General features: G+C 54.4%; 5 protein-coding genes. All 5 read right to left on the bottom strand.

Going from position 1 to position 14,129, the window contains the following annotated elements; all coding sequences use genetic code 11:
* Nucleotides 1-3: 3 nt before the first annotated feature.
* The gene (locus DWZ82_RS11950; RefSeq protein WP_118481035.1) at nt 4-2,451 is read right to left on the bottom strand and encodes a GH39 family glycosyl hydrolase; all 2,448 of its coding nucleotides are present in this window, start codon (nt 2,449-2,451) and stop codon (nt 4-6) included.
* A gap of 598 nt (nt 2,452-3,049) precedes the next feature.
* A complete protein-coding gene (locus tag DWZ82_RS15205; RefSeq protein WP_158575230.1) occupies nt 3,050-4,741 on the bottom strand; it encodes an S-layer homology domain-containing protein in 1,692 nt (563 codons plus the stop codon).
* Nucleotides 4,742-4,744: 3 nt separating this feature from the next.
* Nucleotides 4,745-12,130, bottom strand: a complete 7,386-nt coding sequence (locus DWZ82_RS11940; protein ID WP_118481034.1) for an InlB B-repeat-containing protein — start codon at nt 12,128-12,130, stop codon at nt 4,745-4,747.
* Between the two features lie 9 nt (nt 12,131-12,139).
* Nucleotides 12,140-13,234: a hypothetical protein gene (locus tag DWZ82_RS11935; protein WP_147356934.1), complete on the bottom strand. Its 1,095-nt coding sequence runs from the start codon at nt 13,232-13,234 to the stop codon at nt 12,140-12,142.
* A 46-nt stretch (nt 13,235-13,280) separates the two neighbouring features.
* Nucleotides 13,281-13,982, bottom strand: coding sequence for a LytTR family transcriptional regulator DNA-binding domain-containing protein (locus DWZ82_RS11930; RefSeq protein WP_243022947.1), 702 nt, complete (start codon nt 13,980-13,982; stop codon nt 13,281-13,283).
* Nucleotides 13,983-14,129 lie beyond the last annotated feature (147 nt).

The following is a 14,129-nucleotide window of genomic DNA, read 5'->3' as shown; positions in this document are numbered from 1 at the left end:
GGTTTATGTAAAATTCATCTTTCTGATGCGGAAGAGCCGTACCTCAAGCGGCTGCAGTGCTGTTTCGAGCCGCAGAGCGGTATCCACCTGTTCGGTGGTCAGTGTGCGGTGTGCGGAAGCGTGCTCGGCCAGATATTGCAGGAAGGCTCGGTCAGGGGACGGCGGTGCGCCGGCGGCAAGCCACAGGTCGAACGAGGAACCCGAGGTGCGGGTGATTTCCTGCTGCTCAATCTGGTACAGACCGCGTCTGAGAGCGGGAAATGTGACCTGAAACCGCACGACCTTGCCGCTCTCGAATACCGAATAGGCGTCTTCCGGATGCTCCAGACGGCGGTAACGATAGCGGTAAATGTTGTCGTAATGGGTGTAATTATATAGAATCAGCTGCCATTCCCGTTCACTTTGGGTGAAATACCAGCCGTCACCGGAAGCAATGCAGCAGTTGCCGAGCTGTCCGAGCAGGCGCAGTGCCTCATAGCCGATCTTCGGCACGCCGTTATAGGTGAACAGACCGTAGCCGCCGTGGTACATGGAATCGAAGTTCGCACGCTCGTCCATCAGATCGGAGATTGTCCAGTAGCCGAAGGCGGATACGGCATCCATATTTTCGCAGATGTTTTTGGTCAGCCAGACGGATTTGTAGCAGGTGTCGCTCGAAAGGTCGCGCTGCCATAGCGTGGAGTTCCATTCCTCGATGAAAATGTCCATGTCGGGCAATTCAAATTCGCGGCATATACCGTTAAGGTCATAGAGGAAGGTTTTAACGAAATTTGTATCCTTGGATAATACGGATGGGATAGACTGCTGACTGAGCGTATAGCTCATAAAATTTGCATCGGCGGACGAAGATTCATGCGGATAGCTTTGCACGGTCAGGAAATCCGGCAAACAGTCGTGGGCTGTGGCATACTGCAGAAAGACACGCATACCGCGCGGGTCCCATACCACACTGGACATGGCGCCCGGTCCGCCGAATTGCAGCCGTGTATCGACAGCTTTGACCGCATGGTACACGCAGTCATACAGTTCGAGATATTCATCCATGGTCATGCAGTCGAAGAACACATAGTTAATCTGAAAGGTAGAGAACTTCCACTGGGATACCTCGTCCCAGCCGTATCGGCAGATTGCATGCCGCAGAATAGCTTCAACCAGTGCGCCGAATGCCGTGCAGTCCGCACATGCAGCGGTGATCGAGCCGGTCTCGAAGATGCTGGTCTGTGCTTTCGCCAGTTCCCGGGGAATAAAGCTGAATTCCAGGAACGGGCGCAGCCCCTGCTCGAGCAGGAAGTCGATGACCATATCGAAGTAGGTGAAGCAGCACTTCACTTGGCCGTTTTCCATACCCTGATAGATGTGAAGCTCCTGATCGAGCATGCCGTGGAACCGCAGATAGCGGAAGCCGATCTCCTGCTGGATTTTGATAATCTGCTGTTGAACAGCGGCGGTCAGCAGATGCTTGGCGTATCCGGCGTTGAGCAGGGTTTTCCACGTATGACGAAGCCTGCGCGGCTGTACATTCTCATCAACCGTGATGTACCGCGTTTCGTGCGGCAGCTCGCGCTGCGGATCGGGCGGAACGGCAAACTGCAGCAGATAGGTAACGCCGTCCTGCAGTAAAGTTTCCTCGCCGGATGGGTCAGCGGCGGCTTTCTGGGTGGTATGCTGGCGGTATTGCCGCGGTGTCTGGCCGTGTTTCTGACGAAAATGTTCGATGAAAGCACTGGCGTTGTGAAATCCGCAGTCATAGGCGATCTGAGTAATGGAGTGATCCGTGCTGCGCAGCTGCTTTTCGGCGTGTTCCAGACGCAGCCCCATGACATACTGGGAGTAGGTCATATCCAGATTCTGCTTGAGGAATCGGGACAGATAGCCTTCGGACAGAAACTCGCGTGCAGCAAGCTCGCGCAGGGAAATATCCTCATTCCAGTTGGAATGAATATGATCCATGATGCGCTTCATGCGGCGCATGGTTTCCTCTCGCTTGGTATTGCTTTTTGGCACATCGGAAATGAGAAAATGCGCTGTCAGCAGATCAACGAGCTTGAGTACATTGGGGACAATACCGGAGGCGTTCTGCTCCGGGTTCTGAAAGAAATCCTGAAAAATCGTTGCAAATAATACGCGGATGGTCTGGTACTCCTGCTTTTCATTCTGGCTGGAGGCGTAGCAGAAGCAGACATTCTGTCTGCTCCAGCTGGCAAGCTGCAGCAGATTTTCGGGGATCTGCATGGCGGTCATCTCGGCATTTTCCGAGCAGTTCACCTGATATAATTCAAACGGGTTGACAACCAGCAGCGCGCCTGCGGGCATGGAGTACTCGGCGGACTGGTATCGGATTGAGCTGTTTCCGTGCAGCCCAAAAAACAGCGTCAAACCGCTGCTGAACTCTGATCGGCAGATCTGGTCATGAAATGCCTGAAAGATAATCTGTTCCCGTTTGGTGCGCATGGCTGTTCCTGCTTTCTGTCGAATGTAGTGGTTTTATTGTAGCATACGGCTTCGGAAAAGTACAAGTGCGGCCTCGCGCGGAGCATAGAGACGGCACAAGTCTATTATAAAAAAGCTGCCCATGAGGTAGCTGTCTATAAAGCAGGTTTTGAGAAACAAATACTATGGCAATTACCGGACAAGGGTTGCTGACAAAAGGGATATGTACCGTATGATATACTATCTAACAGATGGGGTGATTTTATATGCGAAAAGGAGCAGTATATAACTGCTCCTTTGAGGCTGTCGAAAAACTATCGTTTTTCGAGTAGCCTCTCGATCGAAACCACGCTTTCGATCGAATGCTGAAGAAAAACCGCGTCCTCCGGACACATTTTTTCTGCCCTTGTATAAAAACCGAGGTACACAAGGTGAATTGCCGCATAGCGGCAAGAGAGGGTGGTCTGGGCCACGCCTCCGGTTTTTATGAATTTGCTGCGCAAATTCTATTTTATGCGTGCTGTCGCACGAAGCACAAAATAGAAATCTGACTTTTTCGACAAGCTGAAAGGAGCAGTATATAACTGCTCCTTTTTCATGCCATCCGGCGTATTGGGTTTTACTTTTGAACGATTTTCTCGCACCAGCGCTGCATGATTGCGGCGATCTCGGCACGAGTTGCGGTGCCGGTCGGGGCAAGAAGGTTGCCGCTCTTGCCATTCAGCACGCCTGCGCCGACAGCCCACTGCAATGCGGGAATTGCGTACTCGCTTGCCTGCAGGGCATCCGCGTAGCTGAGAATGTTGGTGTCCTCGCCTACGCTTACGTCAATGCCCTTGCTCTGTGCGTAGCGGTACAGGATTGCTGCCGCTTGTTCACGGGTGACGGCTGCATTCGGTCGGAACGTGCCGTCTGCGTAGCCGGTTACGACCTTGTTTGCCGCTGCCCAGCCGACCGCCTTGGCGTACCATGCGTCCGCCTTAACGTCGGAGAAGCTTGCCGAAGCGCTCTGCGGCTTGCCCTCCAGATTGAACAGAATCTGCACCAGCATACCGCGCGTCAGATTGCTGTTCGGTGCAAAGGAAGTGCCGGAAACGCCGTTCATTATGCTGTGCGTCAGCACATAGTCGATGGATACATGATACCACTTACCGGTGTCAACGTCCTTAAACGGTGCCGACGGGCAATCCTTGCCACCATCACACGGCTTGGTTTCGCCGGACGCGGCAAATGCCACATTGACCTTGGAGGACGGCATCTTAAAGGTGTATTTGCCGCTGCCGAGGTCGGTCAGCGCAACGGACTTGCCGTTTGAGTCCGTGACGGTCAGCGTACCCTCGTCGGAAACGGTCAGCGTTACGGTGTCGCCTGCCGCCGCCTTAGTCTTATCCGCTTTGACGATGTTCGCCAGCGCGGACGGGATCACAACATCGTAGGTGGTCGGCGCAACGGCTCCGCCGCCGCCACCGCCGCCGCCCGGCATCGGTGCGGTGTTCTTGTACCAGCCGATGGCAAACGGAGACAGGCTGTTCACCGTGAAGCTGATACCGTCAGTACCATTAACCGGCGTGATGGGCTCGGTTTCACCGATTTCGTGATTCTTCATCGTGCTTGTAAACATATGGATAACAGTGTAGGTGTAGCTGCTGTCCAGACCGCTCTTGAGCTCGCTGTACGGAATCGTTACGGTGATGCCGTTTGCCGGGAAGTGCTTCTCAGTTGCCGGTTTCCAGCCAGTACCATCATTATACTGAAGCTGAATGTCATAATACTGAATGTTTGCTGCCGGTACGGAAGCGTTCACCTTGTCGACCTGCGTCCGCAGTGCGATTTGCAGTGCGGTTTTCAGTGCATCGGTATCGGCGTACTTCTTCTTCAGCACTTCCGGAACAGTCAATTCTTCCCTTACTGTCTGGAACTGCATGGAGGTCGCTTCCAGCGCAATGTTATTGGTGACATTCGCAACGGTGATGGTGTAGCTGCCGTTCTGATTGTTCACGACCGTCAGCTTGTTCTCATTGCCATCATTGCTGATCGTACCGAGACAATTCGTACCGTTTACCGTGAGTGTGGTGAGATACTGTCCGCTTACCGGTGCTACGGTAAAGGTGACGGTGCCGTTCTTGCGAATTTCGGTTACCGGAGTGGTATCGTCCGGTGTGCGCTTGACATTGGAAACCGTCCAGCCGTTATCGCTTGTCGGAATCACAAAGCCCGCATACGGCTCAAACGCAACCTCAACCTCGGTATTCTCGCTCAGGTTTTCGATGGTGAGCGTGTTGGACAGGTTATCCTGAACCGTGCCGTTCACCGTCTACTTCTCCACCATGTAGTCAGTATTCGGTGTTACGCGCAGAACGACCTTCTTGCCCTTCTCCACCTGAATGCCGGATTCGGAGGAGGCGTCGACAGTCTCGAGCGTATCGCCGTAGCCTGCCTGAGCGGTCAGCGTGCCGTTTGCGTTGCAGATCGTTTTCAGCGTAACGAGCTGGCTTGCCGCAAAGTCCGCCTTGACTGTGTGACCCTTGGTTACATCATTCAGCTCCAGCGTCAGACTGCTGTTGCCCTTGTCCTCAGTGTCCAGTGTCCAGACGGTCAGATACTGGTTGTCATCCGGTACAGCCGTGAGGACTACATTGGCGTGACGGCTGACCGTCAGCTTGCCGTCCGTAATATCCGCGGTCGTGCCGTTTACCGTCGCGGTGACGTGGCCGAAACCGGTCGTGCTGATCGTAATCTCGTAGGTCGGGATCGGTTCAAATGCTACATATACCGTTGCTTCATCGGTCAGATTGGTAATGGTGTAGCGGTTCTGCTCGGATGCCGTGTCTGCAATTTCGGTCGTGCCGTCAGCCGCCGTATACCAGCCCTTGACCTGATAACTGTCCTTCGGCTGTGCCGTAAAGACGATGGTCGAGCCGGCAGGCTGCTCTGCGCCGGAGTCAAACGCCTTCGTGCCGTTCTTTGCCGTCAGCGTACCGTTTGCGGTGCCCTCGCTGTCAGAAATAACACCGTAGTTTACCGCGTAGGATACGGTATTCAGCGTATATGCTGCAGAAACCGTGGTGTTCTTCGTGATTGGAAGCGTGAGCGTTTCACTCGTTTCCTCGCTCTTTTCACCGTTCACGGTCCAGCCTGCGAAGGTATAACCGGTGGCGCTCTGCGGCATTGCCGTAAAGGTAACACTCGTGTCACCGACAATGGAATTTCCCGTTGCAAGCGGTGCTTTGTTTGCCTGTGCTGTTACGGTGCCGTTCGTTGCGGAGAAGTTCACCGTATACGACTTGCGGACGATTTTCACCTGCACATCCATGCCGATATTATGGGTCACTTTGTGCGTAAAGGTCGTACCGGTCTCGCCGGACTGCTTGCTGCCGTCCACATACCAGCCTTCTACCTTGTAACCGTTATCCAGACCGGAAACGGTAAAGGTAATGGAACCATCGCCGTTCGGCGTGAAGGCTGCGGAAAGCGTTGCATTGTGCTTGTCAGCCGCCGTGCTGCCTTCCTTGAAGCCGTAGGTCACCTTGTCGCCCAGCGGGTCAAACTGAACCTGAACCGTCTGCGGCGTGGTGATCTGATTGTCGATCGTCAGCTCCGGCTCGCTGTCCTGCTTTTCGCCGTTGAGCTGCCATACGCCGGTCTTATAGCCGGTATCCGGCGTTGCGGTGAAGGTAACGACCGAATCACGGTAAACCGTAAGTGTACCAGCGGTGGAGTCGGTCACCTTGTAGCTGTCCATGTTCTTGCGGGTGACAGTCGCCTTGAGCGTGCCGTCCGTGCCGCCGTTCGTGTCCGGCGTCTTGTCGATGACAGACCAGTTGACCATAGTGGTCGGAATCGCTGACCATACAGGCGTGATGGTCGGATCGTTCTGCACATTTCTGATGGCGTAGGACTTGTTATCGGTTGTAGTGCCGGTGCCGTCGGTGTATGCCGGCAAAACGCCATCCATCATGCCGACCTCGTAACCCTTATCCGGCGTCAGCGTAACCTTGAGGCTCGTGCCAAAGTCCACATAGTTGCCGGTGGTCAGCGTTTTTTCCGTGCCGTCTACAGTGCCCTTGACTTCAACCGTGCCGCCTGTAGCGGTGCTAATTGTTACCTTCGGCTTTGCAAGGAATGTCGCGGTAATTTCAGTGTTTTCGCCAACCTTTTCAAGCGTCTTGTCCTTTGCGCCGTTTGCCTTGTCCTCATTGACAGCGCTGCCGTTGATCGTACCTACAACATAGCCGCTCTCCGGCGTTGCCGTAACGATAAGGTCGGTGCCAAAGTCCACATGAGTGCCGCTTGTCAGCGCGGTATCTGCCTTGCCGTTCACAGTGCCCTTGACTTCAACCGAGCCATTCTCACCCGCTTTAATCGTTACTACCGGCTTTTCCACGAAGGTTGCGGAGAAGGTAGTGTTTGCCTTGATTTCAGCAACCGTTAGCGTTTGCACGCCGTTCACCTTATCTGTATTCGGGGTAGTAATGATACTGCTACCCGAATCCGCCGTTACATCCGTTGCAACGTAATTATCGTTCGGTGCTGCGGTTACGGTTGCCTTCGTGCCGGAGTAGACATACTTGCCATCTTCCGGCGTTACCGCTACATCGTTTAGCGTGTAGGCAACGCTGATCGTGCCGTTTGTCGGCTGTGTAATTGCTACCGTAGGCTTCGCGCGAACCACCATGTTGACCGTAGTTGGTGTGGTCAGGCTGTCGATGGTGTAGGTGAAGATTTTGCCGTTGCGGTCTGCCTTTACCTCGGTACCGTTTACCGTCCAGTTTACGACCTCATACGCGGTCGGCTCTTCATAGGTAAAGGTGATGCTGCTGTAGGTCGTGCAATTAGCGCCAGTCGCAATTTCTGCGCCGTTTGCGGTATACTTTGCGGTCAGCTTGCCGCCGCCTGCAACAGCCTTGCCGCTTTCATCGACAATACCGAAGTTTACTTCCGTCGGCGTTGCATTGTCGTTCACTAGTGTGCGTACCAAGATATTGCGTTGCAGATTGCGAATCGTGTAGCGCAGTCCGGTAACGCTCGAGTCAGTCCATGTACCGCTCTCGGAGATCTTGTACTGCCAGCCGGCAATGCCCATCGCGGAGGACGGCTTTGCGGTCAGCGTAACCGTAGAGCCCTTTTCGCCCTTACCGTCGGTCAGTCCGGTGGTCTCGAAGTTCAGAGCGATTTCCTTGTTCGTATCCTCTTGATCGACCGCCGAATAATGTACTTCAAATTGTGCCGTCTGCTCGAATGTGACATTGACAACCGTGTTCGCAGTGATCGTCAGTTTAAGCTCGCTGCCGCTGAAAACAGTGCCGTCAGCGTTCTTCTGCGTTTCCACCTTGCCGTCACGGGTAACCGTCCACTGCTTTACAACATAGCCGTCATTCGGCTTCGCCGTAAAGGTAACCTCGGTGCCGCTGAGCACAGAGGTCGCTGCAAGCGGATTGCCGTTTGTCGTGGCGGTGACAGAGCCGTAGGTATCGCTCTGCGCCGATACCGTGTAGAACTGGTTGGAGAACTCAACGTGTACATCCAGATTCTTCTGCAGGCTCGAAACCGTCAGCGTTTTCTTGTCTGCCGAAAGGGTGTAATTAGTCGTACTTTCGGTCACTTCAGTGCCGTTGACCGTCCACTTCCAAACCTGATAGTTTTTTGCCGGCTCAGCGGCAAAAATCACATTGCTGCCGCTTGCGATCTCGGCACCGCTCTTAAAGGAGGTCGAATAACCGCCCTGATAATCCTGCAATGTGCCGTTGTTGCCATTGGAGTAGGTCACCGTGTAGGTATCCGCCAGCACAAGAACCATGGAGCTTTTCAGCGTAGGCGTATACTTGGAGAGGAATTCCGCCTGTTTATTCACGAAGTCGGTCTTATTTCCGCTCTCCGGCTCGTTATAAACCACGCTGACATTGTATACACCGGCGGTCTTGTCGGTCGGCATACCCTCTGTGGTAAACAGGCTCTTGTAAGTATTGTCGGCTGCCAACAAATCGCCGAAGTTAATGTCACCATTCTTCGTATTGGGTGCCGTAATTGTAATCGGCTTTTTGCTTACCGTGATGTACTTGCTTGCCAGCACCTTGTTATCTGCGGTTGCGGTAATGCGATAGGTGCCTGGAACAAGCGTTTTTCCGGATTCCCAATTTGTCACCGCAGACGAACCGTCCTTGTAGGCGGCGTAGGTGACGCCGGTCTTTTCTGGACTGGTAGTACCGTTGATCGTCACGCTCTTGAGGCTTGGAGAAATCGTGTCGCCATAAGTGCAGTCGCTTACCGAAATCTCATAGAGATCGTCTGCCGCCTTGGCATAGTAGGTAACTGCGCCGCTGCGCGAACCGTTCGTTTCGCTGTTGCCGCCGAAAATCGCCACAATGCTGTAAACGCCGGCTTCGCTCGGTGTCCACTTGCACTCAACCTTGGAATTTCCGGAGGACTTGCTTACCGGATAGCGTACCACGCTGCCGGTGGTCGTGTTCGTGATCTCGAACGTGACCGTGCCGTTGTTTGCGGCGCTGCTATCCTTCACGTTTACCGTTGCGGTCAGTGTAACTTCATCGCCCGGTACCTGCGTCTTGTTGCCGGTGGTCTTGACCTCGGTCGTTACGGCTGCACCGGGCTTGAACAGCTTGCCGTCCGTATTCTGATACAGACCAGTTACCAGAGACAGGCTGGTGTAGGTGTCTCCATTCTTCGAGTAGTAGGTACCGCGCAGCTCGTAGATGGTGAGCGTAGTTGGAGTCTCGCTTTCCGTAGTATAGGTCAGAACCGTATAGCCGTTCTCAGTCACATAAACGGGTGTCAAGCTGTCTGTACGATAGGTGTTGGTGTCTGTATCACTGATGGTGGTCTTTCCTGCCATCGCAACGGGCGTATCGCCATCCTTGCGATAATAGGTACCATCCTTACGATACAGCGTCAGCGTTTCCTGCGTTCCTGCTTTATCGGCAACGCCGCTTGCGGTGTAAACCGTATAGGCTGTTTCACCGATTGTTTCGGTCTGCTGGGTTTTCCGGAAACCGTTGTCGCCGATTTCATACGCCGTGTCATTCAGCGTTACGCGATCCGCTGCGGCGGTCAGCGCTGTGGGCGTAGCAGAAACCGTACCGGTGTACACGCCGTCAGCGTTCGGTCCTTGCAGGTCACTGGGCGTCATCTCGTAATAGTGATAGCCGGTGCTGCCGGAAGCGCCGTACACGCCGCTTTCGATATGCTTATCACCTGTATACGCATTATCGTACTTCTGGTACGTCTTACCACTGATATTATACTGTGCGGTAACGGTTTTCTTCGTTTCTCCTGCTGTTGTTTCATGGGTCGCGCTGCCGCCAGTGCCGCTGGTTTTCAGTACAGTTGTGCTGTCCGCCTTGCCGACCGTCAGTTTGACCGTATCCGAGTAAACCACCGACGATTTTTCCGTCTTCATATTGGTCTGCGAAACGATGCAGCGGTATTCGGTGCCGCTCATGCTCTGCGTGGGCTTTTCGACAGTCAGCTTCGGCGCATTCTGGTTCAAATCGGTCCAGCGTCCGCCGTTCGTTCTGCTCTGCCAGCGATAGGTAACGCCCTTTGCTTCTCCGGTCGGGGTCGCAGAAATGGTAAATACAGCATCGGTACCGGGGCGAACGCTCGTACTCTCCGGCTGTTTCGTAATATTTGGCTTGTCTCCGGTCGCCAGTGTAGTGACCGCCAGAGGCTCGGTATAATCCGTGGATGTTCCGTCCGTGCCGACCGACTCGAGCACATACTGATACTGCGTGCTCGGCTGTACTTTGGTATCGGTCAGCGTGTATTTGCCGTCCTTGTCGGCAGCCAGACCGCTTACCGTGCCCAGCAGTGCGTACTTCGTGCCGGTGGTGTTGTTCGGCATATAGCGGTAAACTTGATACTGCGCTGCCGTGGTAAAGCCGCTCTCCCACTCCAGGGTCACGCTGTTGGTGGTGACTTCCTTGGCTTCCAGATTCTGCGGCTTGCTGGGTGGCTGCTTTACGTTTGCCACCAGATAGCTCAGCACCGGAACATTGTAGGAAAGACCACCGGTCGACAGCGTGGTCTCCCAGCCGACAAACTGCCACTGGAAGCTGTATCCCGTTGTGCCGGACGGCAGATCGTGCACGGTGCCGCTGCGCTCGATTCCCTCGGTGGAAATGCTGCTCGCGCTGCTGCCGGAGGACGAGCCGCCGCTCAGACCGAACTTAAATCCGCCGAGACCGCCGCCGCCCTTGGCATCAATATTAAAGGTAAGCTCCTTTGTGGTGGTCTGCGAGGTTTCAAACTCTACCGACTGGGACTTGGAGCTTTCGCCGGACTCGGTTGCAAACCAGCCGCCATTCGTGCCCTTGCTGGTGGTAACGGCGTTCTTGAGTCCGGTCGTCGTGCTGCGGTAGGTAGAAGGCTGACCCGCCGTGGAGGCGATGATGTCGCTTCCGATTTCGGGGTCGCCGCGCTGCGCCGCCGCCGCGTTATACTCCGACAGCGGAATTGTTTTGTAGGTCGGCGCGTCTGCTACCGTGATATCCATCGTGCTCTTGGAGCCGTCCGCCGACGTGGTGTTATAGTGATAGATCGTGACCGGAATACAGATCAGCACCACCGCGCTTTCCGCCTGCTCGGCGGAGAAGCTGTTGGTCATAGTGAAACTCTGCTCTATTTCAATGGAGTTGTTCCACTCGGCTTCAAACGCGGTTTCAAATTCAAATCCGCCAAGATCGACGATGCCGCCTACGGAGAAATTCTGCGAGAAGGAAACATAGGTGCCGATCCGGTTTGCGGTGCTGGTACCGGTGGAGCTGCCGCTGCCCTTGGAGAAGGAGATCGCGGTTTCGCCGGCGTTGCTGTATTCAATGTCTTCGAAATACGGAGGCGCCTCCATAACGGCAAGCACCTGCGGATCGTTAAAGGCGTATTCCTTGCCCTGATAGTCCGCAATAATGCCGTCGCTGTCGATATCCGGCGCCGCCAGCGCGATTTCGGCGATGCCCCATGCGTTCATACCCCAGCGGCAGCTTCGCAGACCGTTTTCGGTGTCGTTCATCACATTTTTGCCCTTGCCTGTGCTCTGATACGAACCGGTTGCCTTGCTGCTGTCGTAGTCCGTCGGCTTGTAGTAATAGCCGCCGATGTTTACGGCCTTTCCGTCTCCGGACGATAGCGTAAACAGGATCTGCTCACGCCCTGCCGCGTTGCCATCAAAGTTGCCGACAATCGGCTGGTTGATGATCTTGCGGTCCTGCAGGACTTTATCCAGACCTTGTGTCTTTGTATCTGCACCGTTCAGCGATCTGTCTGCGGAATTGTACTTGAAGATCTGACCGCGGATGACGATATACGGCACGGTGCCGCGTCCGTCAAACCGCACGATACCCAGCGAACATGGGTTCATGCATTGCAGGTACGAGGAGTCCTCGCCGACCCAGTTCGTGTTGTTGTCACCGTTCTGCTTCACATAGATGCCGCTCTGGCAGGAAACGTCCTTGCCATCAAAGTTCTGCGTCGTCGTGTCCACCTTATAGCCGTTGCCGGTGTAATCTGTGATGACCGCGAAGTAGCCTCTGTTATGGAAGTTATCGTCAGTGTTGTTATCGTCTGCGCCGACACCGGCGGTGATGATCTCCATCGCGCCGTCGTTGTCGATATCCTCCGCGCGGCTTGCCGCTGCGCGCAGATGCCAGCCTGCATCGTACTTGTTTGTCGGCTGGTTGCCGGCAAGCACATGGCTGAACTAATAGGACCAGACGGTCTTCCAGCTGCTGTTGCTATCCTTGGACAGCACCATCACGACCGAGCCGAGCTCTTTAATGCCGGACTCACCATACAGATTGCCCAGCGAAACCGTGACGATCAGCTCGTCCTTGTTGTCCGCCTTGCCGTCCAAATCCGCCGCTTCAAGCTGCACCATAGCGGTGTTCTCTGCGATTTTATCCAGATCGGTTCCGCCCAGAGTCTGAATTTCATTCAGCGTTTTGCCGAAATACTTCTTCAGCGTTTCGTCGTTGCCGATGTTCAGAACATCTTTACCGTCTTGATAGTATCCATCATTGCTTTTGAGCATCAGATTGCCCTTTGCCGGATCATAAAACACCACGGTTTCCTTGCCGTTGCCGTCAAAATCACCCGCAGCAATAGCGGTATAACCCTCGGCGTTGTAGCCGTTCAGCTTGCTCATCCAGCTGTAAGCGCCGTCTGCATCAGAGCCTCCGTACTTGATACTGCTGCTGCTAAAGTTGCCCGAATTGTCAGCAAACACATTCAGCTGCATTTTATAATCGCTGTTTCCCGAGCCACGTGTTGTACCCCAGTATGCAACGGTGCTATCACGTCCGGTGCCGGTTCGTTCAAATGCCGCAGCACTGACATAGTAATAGGGAGAAGTATTACCTTTATTAATTGTGTTCTTCATCGCCGCTGCGGTGGAAAACTTCGTGCTATCCAGACCAGCGTAATGGTCGCTCGAACTGAATACGCCGCCGCTCGAGCCTTTCAGAATGCTCGATTCATCAAAATCGTAAACGCGGCTGCTGTAGCTGTCGCCGCACGATTCCATGATACTGATCTCCTTGGTGGGGTTCAGGTTGCCCTTGATGCCCGCGCCGTTGCCAAACGGCTGATTGCCGTCGTTTGCATGAAAGCTGCTCGGCGTAGACAGATCAAATCCGTATTCATCCGTTGTCGCGGCGTCTCTGTTGTCCGCCAACGCCATCGTCGGCAGCATACTGAGGCACATTGCTGCACTCAAAAACAGAACAATGCCTCTTTTGCCCCAACGGGTCTCTGTTGGGACATGGGGAGCTCCCCATGCCGATTTTCGTTTTCTCATGTTCTTCCTCCTTCTCGGGGTCTATTTCCGACTGCAAATGCAGCAATCAGAGCAGTTTTGCCAGCATTCTGGCGAAATACCGCAGCTTGGCGTTGTGCGCGTCACCGCTGTCCTCCGCGAATTTCATCTCTGCAATGTCGAACAGCAAACAGCCGCAGTGTCCCGGCTGTGTCGGAAAGCAGATGATTTTCAGATAGGTGTCGATCTCCGGGCTGTGGTCGATCAGCTCGAGCGTTTCACCGTAGAGTGCAGCACGCTCGTAGCTTTTCAGCCACTTGCTGTCCATGTTGGGAAACACGCTGCGGAACGAGCGTCCGAGCAGCTCGTGCAGCGGCACCTTTTCCAGCCACGCAAGCGCGGGATTGGCATATCGAAAAATCCAGTCAACAGCGTTTTTGTCCTCATCGAGTACCATTTCGATATCGGTGAATGCAATCGGCAGCGCATCGAAGCAGCGATACTGTGCGTGCAGCTCATCATCGGGCATAGGCGGCGTTTCGCTGTCCAGCGTGCCGATCAGCCGAGCACGCTTTTCGGCCAGTGCGGCGGTCAGCTCCTTTTTGCGGCGGGCCACATAGCCGAGCCGTTCGCCGTTGTTGAGGTTTACTTTGTCCGTAATGTCGTGTATCGCCATCACCGATACCAGCCGGCTGCGGTGCACCTTGAGGAACGAGTCGCCCAGTGTGCTTTCCAGTCGTTCCAGCGTGATCAAACTCTTGTAGACCTTACCGTCGGAGGTTTCAAGCATAAATATTGCTGTTCGCATAATATTAATGCTTATTCGACATATAAGAGCCGGCGGAGAACTGCTGTCCGACAACACCATTCTTAGTACACCGTTCTTGTGGAACTTGTAAATCATCCCAAAACATGAGGGGGAAGGGGACAGACGAAT

This window comes from Butyricicoccus sp. AF35-5AC (assembly GCF_003477715.1).
Classification (GTDB): domain Bacteria; phylum Bacillota; class Clostridia; order Oscillospirales; family Butyricicoccaceae; genus Agathobaculum; species Agathobaculum butyriciproducens.
The sequence above is the reverse complement of the archived record's forward strand: the minus strand, read 5'-3'. Positions and strand labels throughout refer to the sequence as shown.